This window comes from Smaragdicoccus niigatensis DSM 44881 = NBRC 103563, from assembly GCF_000380645.1.
In the GTDB taxonomy this organism is placed as follows: Bacteria; Actinomycetota; Actinomycetes; order Mycobacteriales; family Mycobacteriaceae; genus Smaragdicoccus; species Smaragdicoccus niigatensis.
Genome location: NZ_AQXZ01000014.1, coordinates 1 through 20,587 on the forward strand (window position 1 = coordinate 1; position 20,587 = coordinate 20,587).

At 65.9% G+C, this 20,587-nt stretch carries 11 protein-coding genes and 1 pseudogene; 1 reads left to right on the top strand and 11 read right to left on the bottom strand.

Annotated features, from left to right (window positions below; genetic code table 11):
* The 3 genes and pseudogenes from F600_RS0107015 to F600_RS0107025 form a co-directional block, all read right to left on the bottom strand.
* A pseudogene (locus F600_RS0107015) lies at positions 1-225 on the bottom strand (hypothetical protein); the annotation flags it as partial.
* 145 nt (positions 226-370) lie between these two features.
* On the bottom strand, positions 371-2,071 hold the full coding sequence (locus F600_RS27290; protein WP_018159890.1) for a putative bifunctional diguanylate cyclase/phosphodiesterase: 1,701 nt from the start codon (positions 2,069-2,071) through the stop codon (positions 371-373).
* 179 nt (positions 2,072-2,250) lie between these two features.
* Positions 2,251-2,715 (bottom strand): hypothetical protein, encoded by a 465-nt coding sequence (locus tag F600_RS0107025; protein WP_018159891.1) that lies wholly within the window; start codon positions 2,713-2,715, stop codon positions 2,251-2,253.
* 191 nt (positions 2,716-2,906) lie between these two features.
* On the opposite strand from F600_RS0107025, the gene F600_RS31555 reads away from it, so the two are divergent.
* The gene (locus F600_RS31555) at positions 2,907-4,964 is read left to right on the top strand and encodes a PGRS repeat-containing protein (protein ID WP_018159892.1); all 2,058 of its coding nucleotides are present in this window, start codon (positions 2,907-2,909) and stop codon (positions 4,962-4,964) included.
* Between the two features lie 67 nt (positions 4,965-5,031).
* On the opposite strand, the gene F600_RS0107035 is transcribed toward F600_RS31555, so the two are convergent.
* From F600_RS0107035 to F600_RS0107075, 8 genes are all read right to left on the bottom strand, one after another.
* Positions 5,032-6,570, bottom strand: coding sequence for an acyl-CoA carboxylase subunit beta (locus tag F600_RS0107035; RefSeq protein ID WP_018159893.1), 1,539 nt, complete (start codon positions 6,568-6,570; stop codon positions 5,032-5,034).
* Between the two features lie 3 nt (positions 6,571-6,573).
* Entirely contained in the window at positions 6,574-11,394 is a 4,821-nt protein-coding gene (gene pks13, locus F600_RS0107040; protein WP_026306251.1) for a polyketide synthase Pks13, read from the bottom strand.
* Positions 11,395-11,481: 87 nt separating this feature from the next.
* On the bottom strand, positions 11,482-13,359 hold the full coding sequence (gene fadD32, locus F600_RS0107045; RefSeq protein ID WP_026306252.1) for a long-chain-fatty-acid--AMP ligase FadD32: 1,878 nt from the start codon (positions 13,357-13,359) through the stop codon (positions 11,482-11,484).
* Between the two features lie 433 nt (positions 13,360-13,792).
* Positions 13,793-14,794, bottom strand: coding sequence for a cutinase family protein (locus tag F600_RS0107050; protein ID WP_018159896.1), 1,002 nt, complete (start codon positions 14,792-14,794; stop codon positions 13,793-13,795).
* Between the two features lie 7 nt (positions 14,795-14,801).
* On the bottom strand, positions 14,802-15,299 hold the full coding sequence (locus F600_RS27300; protein WP_018159897.1) for a DUF732 domain-containing protein: 498 nt from the start codon (positions 15,297-15,299) through the stop codon (positions 14,802-14,804).
* Positions 15,299-17,137: an alpha/beta hydrolase-fold protein gene (locus F600_RS0107060; RefSeq protein WP_081628754.1), complete on the bottom strand. Its 1,839-nt coding sequence runs from the start codon at positions 17,135-17,137 to the stop codon at positions 15,299-15,301. The genes F600_RS27300 and F600_RS0107060 overlap by 1 nt, the downstream gene beginning before the upstream one ends.
* 350 nt (positions 17,138-17,487) lie before the next feature.
* The gene (locus F600_RS0107065) at positions 17,488-18,297 is read right to left on the bottom strand and encodes an alpha/beta hydrolase (protein WP_245541488.1); all 810 of its coding nucleotides are present in this window, start codon (positions 18,295-18,297) and stop codon (positions 17,488-17,490) included.
* Positions 18,298-18,635: 338 nt separating this feature from the next.
* Positions 18,636-20,576, bottom strand: coding sequence for an arabinofuranosyltransferase AftB family protein (locus F600_RS0107075; protein WP_018159900.1), 1,941 nt, complete (start codon positions 20,574-20,576; stop codon positions 18,636-18,638).
* Positions 20,577-20,587: the final 11 nt, after the last annotated feature.

The window sequence follows — 20,587 nt, forward strand, 5'->3', positions numbered from 1 at the left end:
CGAGTGCGGTGCGAGGGTTTCCTGCGGTCCGGCGATGAAGTCGCCGGCTGAGGTGTAGTCACCGGTGAGGGTCATCGTCTGGTCGGTCGAGTTGTAGATCGTCATGGCGATCGTGTTGCCGTTGGTCGGCAGGGTTCCCGCGGAAGCGATGCCGGCGGCTCCGATTCCGGCGCCGATGACAGCGAGGCCGATGAGCGGGGTGGCGATGAGGGTCTTGGTGTTCATGTCCGTGGTCCTTATCGGGAGAAGTTTCTGTGCCGGTGTGTTCCGGCGATGCATTAACTTTCCCGCGAACCAGGCCTCGACCTGATCGGCCGAACAGGCCATCCACCAGGGGAAACCGCGTTCCCCCAATCGGGGGACAACGTGGCTATCGACTGCCGAAATCCAACGCTGGCTTCGGCATCGAATACAGGAAACCCTGCGCGAGATCGATGCCGTGTGCAGCCAGCCGATCGGCCTGTTCCGACGTCTCGACACCCTCCACGACGACTTCGAGTTCGAAGGCCTTGCCCACCGCGGTGATCGCATCGAGGAGCTGATGCACTCCGGTACTGGTCGCGATGACCTCACGGTCGACCTTGAGGATGTCGCACGGCAAGGAGGCGACCCTGGTGAGCGACGAATAGCCCTTCCCGAAGTCGTCGATCGCGATGCGCACGCCCTCTGCCCGTAGCTTCGACAGCTGGCGGATGGCTTCGACGGAATCGGCTTCCAGGTCACGCTCGGTGACTTCGAGGATGAGGCGGTCGGCGGGCCAGTCGGTTCGACGCAGCGTCTCCTCGACCCGATCTGCATAGCTCGGGTCGACGAGTTCGAGCCCCGAGATGTTGACGGTGACCGATATGTCCTCGCCGAGTCGGGTCTTGACGACCTGACCACCCGCACACGCAAGTTCGAGCACGACTCGGCCCAGATCGCCGATGCGGCCGTTGTCCTCGGCCGTTCGCACGAGTTCTTCCGGGGTGAGTGCGATCTCGTTGCGTTCGGGCCAGCGCACGAGTGCCTCCACGGCAATCACCCGATTGCCGTCGGAGATCCGCACGATCGGCTGGAAGTGGACCTCGAGGTCCCGGCTCTCGATCGCCTGCCGGACGTTGTCGACGACCTGCGAGTTCTGCGCCGACTCGACGGTCGACTGTCCACGACCGGAATTCTTGGATCGGTAGAGGCCGATGTCGGCGCGACCGATGAACAGCGACACCGAGTCGCCCGGTCGCCAGCTCGTGATGCCGGCCGAGCAGTCACCTCGAACAGCGGCGCGCATGCGTTCGGCGATGTGCAACGCTTCGCCTTCCGAAACCCCGGGCAGCAACACGGCGAACTCGTCGCCACCCACGCGCGCGAGCAGCCCCGTCAGCCCCAACTCCCGCCGCCAGGCGATCGCCGCCTCACTGAGCATGCGGTCGCCGAACGCGTGGCCGTGGCGGTCGTTGACCGATTTGAACCGGTCAAGGTCAAGCAGGATGAGCGACAGCGGTTGGTTGCTGGCGGCCGCCACTGCCATCTGCGTGTGAATCTCCCGATCGAAGCCGCGGCGGTTGCGTACACCGGTCAGTGAGTCGATAGCGGCCTGCGATGCGATCATCCGAAGCCCGGCGGTCGCGACACCGATCAACACCACCGACGTGCCCGCTGGGATCGTCGCCCACAATGGCAGGTCTCGGAGGACCAGCGTCAATCCGAACAACGTGGCCTCGGCGAGGGCGATGACGGCCGCGGCGCCCTTCCATCGCAGGATCAACGCCGCGTGGCACGCCACGCAGGTAAACAGAGCGGTCATCGCGACCTGGCTCGTCATCGACGGACCCAGGCTGATCATCGTGGCCATCGCCGCGATCGCGAAAACCAGGAACACGACGTGCGCTGATTGCGGCAGGCGAGCACGGAAGACCGCGATGGCGGCTCCCGACGCCGTGGTCGCGATTGCCCCAACGAGTATGGGCAGGCGCGCCCCCTGCGGCTCGGGAAGCAACAACGCGAACACAACGCCAGCGAGGCCGAGCGCGATCCAGAAGCCGGCCGTCATGAAGCCCATGACGTCGTGGCGGGACAGCGTGAACAGGCGCATCCCGTTCACGACCCCACGACGTTGGAAGAGGCCATGCGCTGAAAGCTATCGCGTGGGAACGAACCGCACGGTCGCTTTCGCTAGTTGCCGACCGCTCTTAGCGACAGTGAGCGACTCAGCGACAACGCGGAGTCGCTCAGTCGCTGCTTGTCGCTCATAGCGGTTCACAACGAGGCTGCCTACCCCAGCGTGTAAGTGGCGTTCATGCTCGGGAAGCCCGCCGTGACCGTGCTGTTGATACTGAACACCCCGGCGTACTGACCAGCGACTCCGGTTCCGTCGGTATTCGCACCGGACTGGTTGTCATTGGCCTTGAAGGTCGCTACCGAGCTGCTGTCCGGCAGGCCATAGCTGACCGTCACCGAGAATCCGCTTGCGTCCGAACTCGACGCCGTGACGACCTCGCTGGTGTGCGGAGCGAGTGACTGCTGCGGCACGTAGACGAAGTCGCCGGAAGAGGTCTCGGCGTCCTGCAGGTTCATCGTCTGGTTCGTGTTGTTGAAGATCGTCATCGAGACGGTGTTGCTGTCGGTCAGCGGCGCGGCGTTGGCGATGCCAGCGGCACCGATTCCGGCACCGACGACGGCGAGGCCGATGAGCGAGGTGGCGACGAGGGTCTTGGCGTTCACGGTCTTGGTGGTCATTGCGGGGTCCTTATCGGGAGAAGTTGCTCTTGGTATGCATTAACTTTCCCGCGAACAAGCATTCTTCAAGATCGGCCGAACAGGCCGTCGGGTAGGGGAAAGCTCTGTCCCCCAATCGGCGGAACCGGCATATCCGGACCAATTCCGGCTATGCCACCATTTCGGACATTTCCGCGTGGGATCGTTGCCCGATGGACTCGCGCCGCAGTATCAGAATTCGCCTGTTCGCCGGCACTCCAGTCCTCGCGGCGCTGGCCGCGGCAGCCGCGATATCCGCGCTGTATCCGACCGACGCGGTTCCGTCGTACGACCCGTCACAATACGTCGTCGAAATGGCCGCGCACCCGCGGAACCTGTTCTCCACCAATGGGACTCGTACGCTGCACCAATCGGCATTCTGGCGGACTGCGCCGGCATCGCGGTCGTTGTTGGTCAGCACGAACGCTCCGGCGGCCGCTTTCACGGTGCCCAAACTCATCGGTGACGGCGCCGACGGCGCTCCTGGCGAAGACGGCGAAGACGGTGGCGTGATCTGCGGCAACGGCGGCAAGGGTGGCGACGGCGTCGATCCCGGCCAAGCCGGCGGCGACGGTGGAAACGGCGGAAAGTTCTGCGGCAATGGTGGTGCCGGCGGTAACGGCGGCGCGGGCGCGGCGGGCGGCAACGGTGGCTCCGCCGGCCTGATCGGTAAGGGCGGCAACGGCGGCAACGGTGGCGCGGGTGCGACCGGAGCAACCGGTCAAACCGGAACCGTCGGGACGACGGGCACCAACGGCACGAGTGTCACGCCGGGTACCGCAACGAACGGGACCGACGGAGGCGCGGGCGGGGCCGGGAACGACGGAAGTGCGGGCACGGACGGAGGCAATGGCGGAAACGGCGGCGCCGGCGGGCGTCTCATTGGCACGGGCGGTAGCGCCGGAAACGGCGGCAACGGTGGAAACGGCGGCGCGGGAGGCAACGGCGGCATCGGTGGAAGCGGCGGTAAGGGCGGCGACGCTGCTGGCGCCGATGGTCAGACGACTGGCTCGGCTGGCCAGGACGCTGTTGCGGGCAACGGCGGTAACGGCGGGTCGGGCGGTGCGCCCGGGACCGGCGGCAGCGCTGGCACGGGCGGAACCGCGGGAACGGCCGGCTCAGCCGGAAGGTTCGGCGCCTCGGGGGCAACCGGCACGGATGGCACCGGCGGCACCGCCGGCGGCAACGGAAATCCAGGTCTGATTGGAACTGGCGGTAACGGCGGAAACGCCGAGGGCGGTGACGGCGCGTCCGGAGCGCCCGGACAGAACGGCGGCAACGGCGGGAACGCCACCGGAGGCGTCGGCGGAACCGGTTCGACCGCCGGAGCCAGTGGCATTGGAACTGGTGGCAAAGGCGGCGACGGCGGTGATGCCATCGCAGGTGCCGCCGGAAACGGCGGCGCGGGCGGAAACTCACTCGGTGCGTCCGGCAACGGCGGAAACGGCGGCGACGGCGGCAAGGGAGCGCCCGGTCCCGACGGGATCAACCCAGTGCCCCAGCCGCCCGCACCAGACGGCGCAGACGGTGTTGGCGACGCCTACCTCGACGACACTCCGCTGGGCAACCCAAACGACGCGATCTTCGGCAGCGACGGTGGCGACGGTGAGAACGGAAGCGCCGGAGCGAACGGCGGAAACGGTGGAGACGGCGGATTCGCCGATCCCATCCTGTGCAACTGCGGAGACGACTCCATCGGCGGTGATGGTGGAGACGGTGGCAATGGCGGGCAGGGTGCCGACGGAGGCAACGGCGGCGACGGCGGATTCGCTCATTCGCCCCTTGGCTTCTACTGGGCGGGCGACGGCGGTAATGGCGGAGACGGGGGAGCCGGCTCTCCCGGCGGCAGTGGCTCGGCGGGTGGTTCCGGCGGAAGCGGCGGCAACGGCGGCCTGGTGAGCGGCGACGGCGGCACTGGCGGCAACGGCGGGACCGGAGGTTCGGGCGGCACGGGCTCGGCCGGCGGTCAGGGTGGCGATGGCGGCAACGGCGGGCTGGGTGAGGGCGCTCGCGAGGTGTTACCCGGAATCGGTGGCCTCGGTGGTGACGGAGGAACCGGAGGAGCGGGCGGCCCTGGTGGCGCTGGCGGTTCCGCCGGTACGGGCGGTGCAGGCAGCCCGACCGGATCGGCCGGGGACAACGGCAGCCAAGGTCAGCCCGGCTCCACCGGACAGAAGGGCAGTGACGGCCAGGCCGGTCAGGACGGCACGCCGCAGTTCCCCGAAGAGTGACGTGAAACGCGAAGAGTGGGCGATCCTTCGGCCCAAGTCCGAAAGATCGCCCACTCCGCGGTGAAACCTAGAGCACGATCAGCGTGTGCTTCTTCGGCAGTCGGGCGACCTTCTTGTCGCGCAGCATGTTCAGCGCGTGACGGATCTCGAGGCGCGTCGTGGACGGTTCGATCACTGCGTCGATGTAGCCGCGCTCAGCTGCGGTCCACGGCGTCGCGATGTTGGCGTTGTACCAATCGATAAGCGCCTTGCGGACAGCGGGACCGTTCTCCCCCGCGGCCTCGATCTGCTTGCGGCCCATGATGCCGATGGCACCCTCGGCACCCATGACGGCGATACGAGCGGTCGGCCAGGCGAAGTTCATGTCCGCACCGAGCTGCTTCGAACCCATGACCGCGTAGGCGCCACCGTACGACTTGCGCACGACGACGGTGAGCTTCGGGACCGTCGCCTCGACGTACGAGTAGATGAAGCGTCCACCGCGCTTGATGACGCCGGCCTTCTCCTCGGCCACACCCGGGAGGATGCCGGGGGTGTCCACCACGAACACGAGTGGGATCTCGTACGCGTCGCAGATGCGGATGAACTTGGCGGCCTTGTCGCAGGACCGGGCATCGATAGCGCCCGACAGCACCATCGGCTGACTCGCCACGACACCAACTGGCCGCCCGTCGACGCGGGCGAATCCGGTGATGATGTTGAGTGCGGCCTGGCCCTGGAACTCGAGGAAGTCGCCGTCGTCGAACAGCCGGAGCAGCACTTCGTACATGTCGTACGACATGTTGTCCGAGTCCGGGATGATCGAGTCGAGCTCGAGGTCGCTCGTGGTGATGTACGGCTCGAGGCCCGGGTTCACGACCGGCGGCAGCTCATTGCACGTTGACGGCAAGTAGGACAGGTAGTCGCGCACCCAGCGGAACAACGCTGGCTCATCCTTGGCGACGTGGTCGATGTTGCCGACGACAGCCTGATTGAGTGCTCCACCGAGTTCATCAACGCTGACGTCTTCACCGGTGACCGTCTTGATGACTTCCGGTCCGGTGAGGAACATGTACGACTCTTCGGTCGCCACGACGATGTCCGCGCAGATCGGCGCATAGACCGCGCCACCGGCGCACTTGCCGAGGATGACTGAGACCATCGGGGCAAAACCGGACATCGGCTCCTGTGCGCGGCCGAGGTTCGCGTACCAAGCCAGCGAGGTCACGGCGTCCTGGACACGTGCTCCGCCGGAGTCGTTGATGCCGACCACCGGGCAACCGATCGTCGCGGCCCAGTCGTACAACGCCTTGACCTTGCGGCCGAACATCTCGCCGACCGTGCCGCCGAAGACGGTCTGGTCATGCGAGAACACCGCAACGGGGCGTCCGTCGACGCGGCCGTGGCCGGTGACGACACCGTCGCCGTACAGCGCGTCCGGGTCGCCGGGCTGCTTGCAGAGAGCACCCATCTCGACGAACGTGCCCTTGTCGAGCAGCATGTTGATCCGGTCGCGAGCACTTGGCAGGCCCTTGCGAGCCCGCTTCGCGATGCCTTGTTCACCCGCCGGTTCCTGCGAGAGTTCGAGGCGCTTCCGCAGCTGAGAGAGCTTCTCCGCAGTTGTCATCAGTTACCCGCCTTGTGCCGTGAGCTTCTTCGAAAGATGCGCACCGACCTTCGAGATGTACGGTTCGTCGACGATCTGAAGGTGGTCGCCACCGATTTCGACGACTTCCAGGTTAGGCACAACCTCGCCCCATCCCCCCTTCGGCGCGCGGGCGCCGTAGCGAGGTTCTAGCGCAATTGCGTCGTCGTGGTACTTGTCCGCGAGGTAGAGAACGACCTCACCGTCGTACGGAATCGGCTTGACCTTCATCAAGTGCCGGTTGTCGATCCATGATGTCTTCTGGTGTTCGAGGACGCCACTCGGGATCTGGATTCCGGAGAATTCGACCATTTGCAGCAGCATCTCGATCTGCTCTTCATCGCTGGCCTCGGCCAGAACCTCGATGAGTTCGTCCGGTAGACCGTCAATGCCGTAGGTACGCTTCGCGAACTCGCTGTAGCGCTGCCAACGCGCCCGGACCTCTTCCGGAGTGTCATCCGGGTTGTCCGCGGGAAGTGCGACGTCGAGCATCGCGACCAGGCGAACGTCGGCACCTTCGGCCTTGAGCAGGTTGGCGACCGCAAACGCGAACGCGCCGCCGAGCGACCAGCCGGCCAGGACGTACGGGCCGTCACCCTGGATCTCGCGCAGCTTCGGCAGGTACTGCCGAGCCCGCTCTTCCAACGACTCACCCTCGACCCGCTCGAGGCCGTACATCGGCGTGCCCTCAGGCAGGCGACGCAGCAGCGGCTCGTAGACGACGGTCGAACCGCCGGCCGGGTGGAACATGAAGACCGGAACCGCGGTCGAACCCTCGGGGCGAGCCCGCAGCGTCCGCAGGATGCCGTCGACTCCACCTTCGAGGAAGCCCCGGACCTTGTCCGACAGCTGCTCGATGGTCGTGGATTCGAGCACGTCAGCGACAGTGATCTCACCCTTGGCCCGCTCGGACAGCCGCTCCGCGAGCGTGGCGGCCACGCCGTCGCTGAGCTTCGGCAGCTCGTTGAAGATGCCCTTCGCCGACTCGCCGGTCACGACAGCCCACGTCGCGTACGTCAGACGCTCGGCGGCATCCCGCGGCGGGATGTCCGGGGACAGGCTCGGGGTTTCGGCTGGCTGCTCCTGTGTGGAGGTCTCCTCGGAGATGTCCGGCAGCTCGATAGCGGCGACCGCGCCACCCTCGGCGATCTGCCGGGCCTGCTGCTCGGCGAGTGCCGCAAGTTCCTCGCGGTGCTCGACGGCGTAGCGCAGGTACTTGCCGACCTCGATGAGGTTCGCGTCGCGCACGGCCTGCAGCTGCAGCTGCGGGATGTCGAACTCGTACTCGACGCGGTTCTTGATGCGGACCGCCATGAGCGAGTCCAGACCGAGCTCCAGAAGCGCGATCTCGCGCGGAAGGTCCTCGATCGAGTACCCCATCGTCTCCGCGACGATGAGCGCCAGCCGATCCTCGAGCGACTGGGTACCGTTCGGGTCCCACTTCGCGCCGAACGACTCCAGCTCGAGCTCAGGTTCCGCCGCTTCGACCTGCACCTGAGCGGGTACCGAAAGAGCACCCACCTGCGGAGCCGCGAGCGGCTCACCCGCACTGAGCACCGCTTCGAAGATGAGCTGGAAGCCACCCACGACCGGGGCATGCACGTTGACCGACGCACCGCCCGGGTGACGCTGGAGTGTGGTCGTGACGGTGCCCGTCGCCGGGAGACCGGCGTAGCTGACGAACGGTCCGAGCTCGACGCTTCCGAACACCTGGGCCGCCGCCGAGACGACCAGCGCCTTGAGGTCGGTCACCGCAGCGACTTCGACCTCCCACGCGTGGCGACCGTCCGGAAGTGCGACGTGCGCACCCGGGATTCGGCCCGAACCGCTGCTGTTGATGCGAACGTCGATCCAGAACGGACGCTTGATGAGCTCGGTGCGCGGGATGTTCGCGAACGGGCCAGGGGTGAAGAGCGACGGAACGTCGACGTCATGTCCCTGGACGTACAGCTGCGCGAGTGCCTGCAGAACGCCGAGTGGCTCGTCTTCCTTGCGCTTGAGCGTGTGGATGAGCGCTGCGTTGTGGAGTCCGGCAGCGAACGTCGTGGCCGCGACCTGCATGAGCGCGACCGGGTTCGGCGACAGCTCGAGGAACGTGGTGTGACCACCGGTGACGGCCTGGCGAACCGCCTGCGTGAACCAGACGCTGTGGCGCAGGTTCTTGACCCAGTACTCGACGGTGTGGATCGCCGCGCCCGGACGGTAGTGCTCCTCGCGGTCGACCGTCGAGAACAGGCCGGTCGTGAGCGGCTGCGGCTCGAGTCCGGCGAGCTCCGCGGCGAGTTCACCGATGAGCGCGTCCATCTGCGACGTGTGGCCGGCGCCCTTGGTCAGCAGCACGCGGGACATCTTGCCGAGCGCCTCGGCACGCGCGACCATCGCCTGCACCTCGGCATCCGGACCACCGATGACCGTGTGGGTCGGCGCGGCGTAAACGCACACCTGCAGGTTCGGGAACTCTGCGATCGCGGTGTCGATGTCCTCGGCGCTGTATTCGACGAGGGCCATGCGCCACGCCTGGTCCTCGGGGATCATCGCCTCGCCCTCGCCCATGAGGCGCGAGCGAACGGCGATGACGCGGACGGCATCTTCGAGGCTCAGACCACCCGCGATGTACGCCGCAGCGACCTCACCCTGCGAGTGTCCGATGACCGCAGCCGGTTCGGCACCGTGATGGCGCAGCAGCGCCGCGAGACCGACCTGGATCGTGAAGATCGCGGTCTGGCACGTGCCGACGCCCACGTAGTCGATGCTGTCGTCGAGGAACATCTCGACGACCGAGTACCCGGCCTCGAACTCCATGTGCTCGTCGACCTCGTCGACGGCAGCCTTGAAGATCGCGTTCTCGAGGTACAGCTGCTTGGCCATCTTGCGGTGCTGAGCACCGAAGCCGGACATGACCCAGATCGCGCCCTGGGCCGCGGGAGCGTCGGCGCTGAAGACGCCGGCACCCGGACGGCCCGCAGCCAGGGCGCGCAGCCCGGCAATCGCCTCGGCACGCGTCGCGGCCACGACCGCGGCCCGAGAACGGCCGTGGTTGCGCTTGGCGAGGGCACGGCCGATGTCGGCGAGCGGAGTCGTCGAGCCCTCTTCGGACTCCATCCAGTTGGCGAGGGCCTCGGCCGCCTTGCGGCGCCGGGACGGCATTGCCGCCGAGACAACGAGAACGACCGGCTGATCGGTCGCAGTCTCGGTGACTGCCGGCTGCCGCGAGACATACTCGCGGACGACGACGTGCGCGTTCGTACCGCCGAACCCGAACGACGAGACACCGGCAATCGCCTTGCCGCTGTAGCGCGGCCAGTCGCGCGCCTGGTCGACGATCTGCAGGTTCGTCTGCTCGAACGGGATGAGCGGGTTCGGACCGGCGAAGTTGATGGTCGGCGGGATCTTGTCGCCCTGCATCGACAGCACGACCTTGATGAGGCCCACTGCACCCGCAGCGGCCTCGAGGTGACCGAAGTTCGTCTTCGCCGCACCGAGGAGCATCGGCTTCTGCTTGGCGCGACCACGACCGATCACACGACCGAGCGCATCCGCCTCGATCGGGTCACCGAGAAGGGTGCCGGTGCCATGAGCCTCGACGTAGTCGACCGAGTGCGGTGCAATACCTGCGTCGCGATACGCCTGCTGCAGAACGTCGACCTGCGCGTCCGGGTTCGGCGCCGTCAATCCGTTCGAGCGGCCATCCTGGTTGACCGCGCTTCCGGCGACGACGGCGAGGATCGTGTCACCGTCACGCTCGGCGTCTTCGAGGCGCTTGAGCACGACCAGACCGCCGCCCTCCGAGCGGTTGAAGCCGTCGGCGTCCGACGAGAAGGCCTTGATCTTGCCGTCCGGGGCGAGGATCTCGAGCTCGCCGAAACCGAGGTGTCCGGCCGGGGTCGCGAGGATGTTGACGCCACCGGCGACCGCCACGTCCGACGAACCGTCCCGCAGGCTGCGCACCGCCTGGTGCACGGCGACGAGAGCCGACGAGCAGGCCGTGTCGAGTGCGACCGAGGGTCCGCGGAAGTCGTAGAAGTACGAGACCCGGTTCGCGAGGATGCTCGACGCGGTACCGGTGATCGCGTACGGGTGCGCGGTCAGCGGGTCGGCGACGGCGAGCAGCGTGTAGTCGCTCGACGAACTGCCCAGGAAGACACCGACGCGCTGGCCCTTGAGCTCGTTGGCGGGGATGTGCGCATGTTCGAGCGCCTCCCAGGTGAGTTCGAGGGCCATGCGCTGCTGCGGGTCGACGTGATCAACCTCGCGCGGTGACATCGAAAAGAACTCGGCGTCAAAGCCTTTGATGTCGTTAAGGAAGCCGCCCTTGGTCGGGATCGCGGCGAGCCGCGCGGCCAGAGCCGGGTCGGCCTTGAACTCGACCCAGCGGTCCTCGGGAACCTCGGTGACCGCGTCGCGTCCCTCCATGAGGGTCCGCCACATGTCGTCCGGCGTGTTGACCTGCCCCGGGAAGCGGGTCGCCAGACCGACGATCGCGATGTCGTGGCCGTCGACGCGAGTGTTCGAGGTGTAGTAGCTCTCCTGCGCCGGCGCCGCAGCAGGCTCGGTCTCGCCTTCGATGATGCGAGTGGCGAGCGATGCGATCGTGGGGTGCTGGTAGGCGACGGTCGCGGTGAGGATGACACCGGTCAGTTCTTCGATGTCTCCCGCGAGGGCGAGAACGTCCCGCGAAGCGAGACCGAACTCCTCCATCGGGCGGTCTTCCGCGATCGCCTCGACGGGGTTGCCCGTCGCCTTCGAGATCCAATCGCGCAGCCAGATCTTCATCTCCGCCACGGTGGAGACGTGAGGATTACTCATGTTTTTCTGCGCCTGTGTCTCACCAGCCGATTCGCTGGTTTCCACTTCGAGATCGGCCGGTGGAGTCACTTCATTGTCCAAACTGTGTCAGTCGGTGCCGGTATCGCCGGCGCTATCAGGAAATGCAGTCTGCGTGTGGCCACCGCGAAGCGTGCCTTCGAGGTATGCAGTCTTGCACGCGCGGTGGGCGATCTTGCCGCTCGACGTGCGCGGGATCGACCCCATCCGGACGAGCAGGACCTCGCGTGGTGTCACACCGTGGTTCGCCGCGACGGCGTTGCGGATCGCCTCGATGATCGGCTCCGGTGCCAGCTTGCCCGCTCCGGGAGCGCGCTCGGCGACGATGACCAGTTGCTCGGCATCGTCATCGAGGTCCGTGGCGCCGGGCATCTGGTTCGCCGGAACATCGAATGCGGCAAGGAACCCGGTCCGCACCCCCGACGTGGCTTCCTGCGCGGTGTATTCGATGTCTTGCGGGTAGTGATTACGCCCGTTGACGATGATGAGATCCTTGCAGCGCCCCGTCACGTACAGCTCGCCGTCGATGTAGACACCGAGATCGCCAGTACGCATCCAGTGCGCATCCTCGGACAGTCCCTCAGCACGGCTGAGCTGCGGCTGGCGCTTCGAGATGACCGCCTGGAACGTCGTCGCGGTCTCCGCCGGGCGACCCCAGTAGCCCTGACCGATGTTGTCGCCGTGGAGCCAGATCTCGCCGACATGCTCGTCCGCGAGTTCTTCCGCGGTCTCCGGGTCGACGATGGCGGCGGCGAGGTTGCGGGCCACGAAACCGCACGAAACCTGCGGCAGCGAACCGGGAGTGTCCTTCTCGACACGAACAACGCGGCCGGCGTTGAGTTCGGTGCGGTCGACGTAGACGATCTTCGCCTCGTCTTCCGGACGCGGGCCGGAGACGAACAGCGTCGCCTCGGCCATGCCGTACGACGGCTTGATCGCGGTCTTCGGAAGGCCGTACGGGGCGAACGCGTCGTTGAACATCTTCATCGACGAAACGCGCACCGGCTCCGAGCCGTTGATGAGGCCGATGACGTTGCTCAGGTCGAGGGTCTCGCCCGGCTTCGGCAGTCCACGGGTCGCGGCGTGCTCGAACGCGAAGTTCGGCGCAGCGGCGAACGTCGGCGCATGGTCGGCCATCGCCGCGAGTTCGTTGATCCAGCGTGCGGGACGCCGGACGAATGCGCTCGGGGACATGATCGTGATGAACTTGCCGCCGATCGTCGGGAGGATGACGGTCAGCAGGCCCATGTCGTGGAACAGCGGCAGCCAGGTGACACCGCGCGACTCCGGGCCCAGACCCTGTGCGTCGGCCATCTGCAGCACGTTGGTGACCACGCCGCGGTGGGTGATCTCCACACCAGCCGGAGTACGGGTCGAACCCGAGGTGTACTGCAGGTATGCGATGTCGTCGACCTTCACACCGGGATTGACCCAGGTGTCGCCGAGCGTGTCCGGAACGGCGTCGACGGCGATGATGCGCGGGCGCTCGGCAGCGGGCAGCGAACGGAAGAAGTTCCGAACACCGGCGGCGGACTGCGAGGCCGTGAGGATTGCCGACGGCTTGCAGTCACCGAGAACGGCGTGCAGACGGTCCGTGTGGCCCGGCTCGTCCGGGTCGAACAGCGGGACGGCAATGGTGCCGGCGTAGATCGCAGCGAAGAACGAAACGACGTAGTCGAGTCCCTGCGGCGCCAGGACGGCAACGCGGTCACCCGGCTGGGTCACCTGCTGCAAACGCGCTGCAACGGCACGCAGACGGATTCCGAACTGCTTCCAGCTCAGGTCCTGGCGTTCGCCATCCCGCTCGCGGGAGTAGTCGATGTAGCGGTACGCAAGGGTGTCAGCATCGGTGCGAGTGTGCTTCTCAACGAAGTCGACGAGCGTGTGACCTTCGGAAACAATGATGTTCCCGGCCTCGTCAAGGTAATCCTCGACCCTGTCGCTCATTTCATCTCCTCTGAAGCGCCGCGCCACCAACTGACCCGACCGCGCCGTCGGATCGATGTCCCCGAGCCTGTCCGGTTCGAGTCCCGTTCCGCCCGCGGGGGTCTCCCACGTTTCGAGGTGCATTGCCACTGATTGCATTGCTACTGACTGTATTGGTAACGCACGCTGGTTTCCCGGAGCGTCCGTGTGTGTCGAAACCAGAGTTATGTTACTGAGCCAATGTGACTGGAGTTGCGTGCCGTGATACTCGCAGCAACCTCCATGCGAAGGTCGCTACTCGTCTCACCACAGACTCCCCGGCCACATCGGCCTGGAACCGATACAGGGCGCAATACATTCACTCCTCGATACTGCTGAGACATCACTGGCTCGCAGGCGGTGAAAGTCGTTCAAAGGACTCTAACCGCGATTGCGCGCGAGCACGAATGCAAGATCATTCGTGCGCGGGGACCGGCGCAGACGAGATGAGGTTCGACGCCCAGCCCGCTAGCCACTGGGTTGCCGTCGTGCCGTTCCCGTCGACCGCGAAGCTCGCGTACATCGCGTGCGCCGGGTTTCCAGCCATGCCGGCAAGTGCGGCCAGGTTCTCCGCGATCTTCGACGGATTGAACGGTTGGCGCGGTGCATTGCAGATGCCGTCGGACGGGTTGCACACGGAGTAGACGCGGTCGGCGATCTTGCCGAAGCCACCGTCTCGAGGACCCGTCATAGTGATCCCCGGCACACGGAGTCCATTGAGCGAAACCTCGGCGCCCACGCCCGCCGGATCGGCTCCGACCGCATTCGCCTGACCTGGCACTCGCCGCCCGTCGGCAATCAGCGCGACGCCAAGTACGCGGTCCGGATCGATCGGTCCGTCGCCGGCACCGATCTTCGCCGCGATGTCGCCGGCGATGACCGCGCCCTGGGAGAAACCCATGAGCACGTAGTTCGTGAGCGGGCATTCGTGGCTGCGCTTCGACATCATGTCGACCGCCCGCGCGGTGCCTTCGGATCGGCTCTTGTTGTACGAATCCTGGCCGTCCGGAGGAATCGCGACCGGATTCGAGAACTGTGCGACGTACGGCACGGTGTAGACGTCCGCTCGGGAACCGTTGAACTGCTGGCCCAGCGGACCTGTCACGTTGAGCAGCAAGGCCCGCGGGTTGCTGTGCGGGTTGTAGGGGTCATCGTCGGCACGCGACTCCCACGTTCCCGGGATCGAGATCACCTGGACATCCGGGCAACTCGCCGGCTGGCTCGTTGCTTCGCCGGGGAAGGGAATCCGGCCCGGCAGGTTCAGCCAGCCCGCCAAGAGGTACCACGCCGCGCCAATCAGCACGAACGTCACGACGACCACGAGGACGAGGTACTTCAGCACCCCGCCGCGGCGCGGGGCCGGTCGGGGTGAGGTGCGGGCGCGGGTGGCCGCGCGCGACTGAACCGTCCGAACCATCAGTCAGTTACTTGCACAGTGTGCTGCGCGCTGAATCGATGTAGATCTTCGTCGCATCGTCCGGCGGGAACTGCGACTGCGCCAGCTGCTGCTCATTGCCGGCCATCGCGAGCACGTTGATGCTGATGCGGTCTTCGTCGATACGGTCGCGCGTGGCGGCACACACGTACTCGCCGATCGAAACCGCATTGTTTCCGTTGCCCGAGTACGGGACGTCCGACTTCTTGAGCGCGGCGAGGAACAGCGGCGCGTTGGGGTCGACGTCCGGATGCGCCGGGCCTGGGAAACCGCTCGGCTGGTTCTGGAGGGTCTCGTCGGGAGCGGTCGCCGCGGGCATCTGTGAACCCGCGGTACCCGCCGATGTCGGCGGAGTCGTCAAACCTGCGCCCCCGGACTCGCTCACGTCGTTCGAACCGCAGCCAGCCACGAGGACGGTTACCGCGAGGAAAGAGAGCGCCGCCCCCGCGGTCTGCCGAGCCTGCACCCGTTTGCGGGTCGAAAACATCACGCCACCGTCACCTTGCCATTGACTATCTTGATCACGCCGAACTGGAATGTCTGTTGCACTCCGCCCGGAATCGGCGACTCGTCACCCGTCGGGTAGCCGAGTTTGCCCTTTTCGTATCCCGCCGCCTTGTATGCGTCCATGACCGGGCCATTCTTGATGACCCAGGCATTGCCCGTGGCGGGACTCCAGTAGATGCTGCCACCTTCGAAGAGCGTGACGCGACCCATGTTCTTCAGAGCGACCTCGTCGCTCTTCGGGAACCCGAGCGGTCCGTTCTCCCAACCAGTGGAAGCGTACTTGTCCTGGATCTTGCCCTGGACAGCGTGTGCTCCGGTAGCCGGGGAGAACAGGATCGTGCCGCCCTGGAAGGGCTGGACCGAACCGTTCTTCTTCGGTGTCTTGTGCTCATCGGCGACCGGCAGCTTCAACGGGCCACGCTCGAAGCCCTGCTTGGCGTAGGCGTCCTTGATCGCGCCACGTACCGAAGCCGCACCCGTGCTCGGCGACCAGTAGATGAGTCCGTTCTTGAAGGTCTGGATCCGGCCGATGCCGTTCGGCAGTGCCTTCTCCGGTCCGGCCGGAAGTCCGAGCGGGCCCGCGGTTCCGCCGGTAGCCGAGTAAAGACCACCGATGCGTCCGCCAATTGCCTGCGCACCGGTGCCCTTGGACCACGTGACGCGGCCGAAGCGGAAGTCCTGCGCAACGCCGTCGCCGGCCGGGTACTCACCGGTGAGGCAGTCGCCGAGCCACTTGTTCGCCTTCACCGTGTTCGCGATGGCGCCACCGACCTTGCACGCCGGCTTTTCGTTCTCGACACCTAGCGCGTTCGCGACCGTGGGCCACGCCTGGCGCATCTCGAAGTCCCAGTACTGCCACGTGTGCGTGCCCGACGGCCGATAAACGACCTGAGCCGGGATCCCGAGCTCGTTCAACTTGGTGGCGAAGTTCTGCGAACTCAATCGCGACAAGATCTCCAGGCCCATACCCGGGGTGTTGGTGCTGACGCCCGGAATGTTGGTCGGGGTGTCGTAGGCACCCGTGCTTCCGCTGCCCGACGAGACGTACAGCGCGGTGCCGCGCAGCTTGTCCGCGTTCACGTACGGGTCGTGGGCCGCCCAATCCGGGTCCTCCGGCTTGCCCCACATGTTCTCGGTCGTGAACCCGCCCGCGTCGTGCTGCGCGTACTGGATCGCCTGGGGCATTCCCATCGACGTCGTCTGCAGGAATCCGGAGAACGAGGAGGCTTCCTTGAAGAATCCCGGGTTACGCGTCGCGAGCATCATCGCGGCCGCGCCACCCATCGACAGACCTTGGACCGAACGGACATTCGTCGACCGCCACTGGCCCTCGAGGATCGGCGGCAGTTCTTTGGTGAGGAAGGTCTCCCACATGTAGTGCTTGCCCTGGTCCGCCTTCTGCCAGTCGGTGTAGAAGCTCGACTGGCCGCCGATCGGCAGCACGATGTTCGCGTTCTTCTCCGCGAAGAACGACTCGGCCCGGGCGTCTTTGGTCCAGCCGCTTTCGTCGTCCTGTGCGCGCAGTCCGTCGAGCATGTAGACGACGGGGAACTTCGCGGTCGGCTTGGCGTACCAGTCGCGCGCGAGCAGCAACTGCACCTTGACGGGACCGTTCGCGGAGGGAGAGAAGATCTCGAGTTCAACGCGGCGGTCGGTCATCCACGTGACCCGCTTGACGGTTGCTCCGGCCGCGGGCGCCTCGTGCGCGGGCATCGCGCCGGCGACTCCACTGGTCGCGGCCTGCACCACGAATGGCGTGACGAGGGCAGTAGCGCAGAGCACGAGTGCGCGGGACCTCAGGCGGTGTGCGCGTCGCATCGAATGTCTCTCCCGAGTGGCCGTCTTGGTCTGGTGTAGCTCAGATCACGTTTCAAGCCCGCGCTGGTGAAGGCACAAGCCTGGTTATGGATCTTTTGTACACTCCACGCCCCACGAGTCACGGTTGCCACGCGGCGCACACCCGCCCGTGGTGAACATCACCCGCGGGGCTTTCCGGTGGCCGTTGGATTCGGTTCCCAGGGGCGCGGTTGCCATCGCACTCAATCCCTCTGCATTGGGCAATCATTCGTCGGGAGACCGCAATATCGCCCATTCGAGGCCGATCTGAATCGACAAAGCGGCCGCCGCACTGGAAGTGCGACGGCCGCTTCTGACGAACGTGTCCGGGGTTAACCCGTGTGTGCCCGCATGTCCGGAATCATCTGGAACACCTGGTCCTGCCAGTAGTTCCAGCGGTGCGTGCCGATTGCGGGGTACGAGAACACGGCGTTGTGTCCACCGGCGAGCGTGTAAGCGACCTGGAAGGCCCGGGTCTGAATCTGTGCGAGCGCTTCCAGAGCCACCGCAGCCGGGAGGTTGACCAACTGATCGAATCCCGCGAAGTCCGGAACACCTGGAATGCCGGTACCGGCCGAGATCCACAGCCGCGTACCGATCTGCGACAGTGCTCCCGCCTGAACGGTCGGGTCGTTGCGGTACCACGCCGGCGATCCCGGCGGGCCCCACATCGCGTTGACGTCGAAGCCACCTTCGTCCCGCATCGCGGCACCAATACCCAGCGAAACTCCAGGTGCGGTCGTGTTCAGGTACCCCGACATCGACGAGGCGAAGCTGAACATGTCCGGGTGCCAGCGGGCCAGGTTGACCGCGGCCCCACCACCCATCGACAGACCGATGACCGCCATCCGGCTGGTCTTGAAGCCCTGCCCACCGAGTGCGCCACGCAGCGCGCCCGTCAGGTAGCTCTCCCACTTGTAGAACTTGCCGGCGCTCGGCGCCTGCCAGTCCGCGTAGAAACTCGAGTGACCGCCGACCGGCATGACGACGTTGAACCCGGCACGCGTCAGTGCGCCGGCGATCTCGGTCTCATGCTCCCAACCGCTGATGTCAGTGGTCGCGCGCAGACCGTCGAGCGCGATGACAACGCGGTTCGTGCTGCCATCGGCAGCGCGGAATACGCGGTTCTTGATTGGGCCCATGCTGGATTTAACCCAGAGGTCGGAGCCAAATCCCTTGTGGTACGCCGCCGACGCGGTTGCGCTGAGTCCAGTCAGCCCCACCATCACTGGCAGTAGTACCGCGAGCAAAGCTGAAACTGAGAAACGCTTCAGCAAACCGAATCGCTCGCTAATGCGATCATGACGATCGCGCATAGCAGGGCCCCTTTCATGGTCACGGCACCGTCCAAGAACATCTTTGATCAAGGACTGGTCGAACAAGAACCGACGTCTCCGAACCGAAATGACACAAGTAAGTGTCGTTACGAAACGTTCGCTAGTCCGTGACTAGAGTGTCGTTCCTCGTGTGACTGATGTTACTACTGAGGCAGTTGAAGTTTGCAGCGAATTAGGTCGTACTCAGGAATGCGGTCAATCCTGTAGCGCGCGAACTGAATTGAGTGAATGAAATTCGAGACAAATTGGTGAATTGTCAATTTCGCGCGGGTCGAATTCAGCACCGCCTGGGTCTCGGGACAGCTCAACGCCACGTGTGCTTCGGCGACCCACGTCTCGTTCGCGATCGGCGGCATCCACGGCCGCTTGTCGACCATGCCGGTGTCCGCGACCGCCCAGTCCGGGGGCAGTGACTTGTCGTGACCGATACGGCCGTCGTCAAGTCGCTGTGAGTGTGCTGCGAGCGGGTAGGCAAGCCCCATCTGGTCGATCACGCGAACATCGAGGCCCACGTTCATGCTCGACATCCCGAGGTTGAGGAAGTAGACGACCTGTTCTGCCCCGCCCTCCGGGATCGGCTGCGGCGGCGGGGTGACAGCCCAGTTCATGAACGTATTCGTCGCCAGCAGGAGTCCGCCGTCGGGGCGCTGCTCGATTGTCTGCAACATCGCGCGCACCCGCGGGAAGTCGATGTAGTCCTCAGCGCGGATCGGGTGCGAGCGGCCGGTGTTCAAGACGTAGAAGCCGCGCTCATCGACGATGCCGCTCTTGCCGATCACGGTGCCGTTCGGCATGCCCGGGACCGTCGCGCACGCCGCCGCCCAGCCCGCGATGCCCACCCAGGCCACCGCCGTCACCGCGGCGATCGTCCGTGGGAATCGCAAGGGAGAGTACTGAAAACCACGGAAGCGCACGGGCAACGCCGCCGCCGGCAGCATCAACGCGAACAATGCCGGCAGCAGAACGCGGCCGTGCATGAAGTCACCGCCGACGCGGAGGACGTAGACGCCCATCAACAGTCCGCTCGCGACGAAGATCGCGACCACCGACGTCGGTGAGAACGCCCGCACCTGAAGCAGGCGGAGTACTTCCTTGACTGTCCAGGACCGCTTCTCCTCGGACTCCTCCGAGTCGTCTCGCCGGGTCCGGTGTCGATGCGGTGGGCGGATATTGCCGACTGCCGCGATCGCCAACAACGCAACCGGGAGCCACAGCCAGTACGGATTGACGAGATTCGACAGGTAGAGGAAGCCCTGGTGCCACTTCGCACCGGTCGCATCCTTGGCCAGTGCGGTGTTCGGATAGGGCAACGCGTAGTAGCCCATCCGGAAGATCTGATACGCGACCGGGACGAACCCGGCGACCGCGGCCAACACGAGGATCGACCGCAGCGGGCGCCGAATCGGTACCACGACCATGAAGCCAAGGATCAGCGCCGACATCATCGCGAGTTCCGGTCGCACAAGTGGGCCGAGACCAGCCATGAAGGCCGGAAGAAGCATCGGCTGCAGTGCCGCGCCGTCAACCGGCAGCGGGTTGCGCCGAACCCAACGCAGCAGCAACCACCACATGAGCGCGAGCCAGAAGATGATGAGCGGCGTCTCGAGTCCGCTCGTCGCGAAGTCGCGCGCGGGCGGAAGGGCGATGTAGGCGAGAACCCCCGCCGGCAGCAGGACCTTGCCGGGCCGCAAGTGCCACAGCAGGGCCGCGCCTAGCAGCGCGAACACCACCGCGAACGCGTCGAGGACCAGCGTCAGACCGAGGACCGCATACTCCGGGCGGGCCCCAGTGGCCCACGTGACCAGGAAGTTCAGGTACGTCCAGAGAACGCTCGTGTTCGTTTCGACGCGTTCCCCAGCGTTGAACACCGGGCCATTGCCGGCGAGGAGGTTGCGCACCGTCCGCAGCACGATGAGCCCGTCATCGGCGATCCAGCGTCGCTCCCAAGCACCGTAAAGAAACAGCGCAACCGACACCGCGATCCCGGTGGGGAACACGAGTCGGCTGAGGCTGTCCAGTCGGTCCCGATGAGGCGTGGGCGCGGGGTCCGGACCCTCACCGTCCGGCTCTGCGCTTTCCTCCATGACCTCCTGGT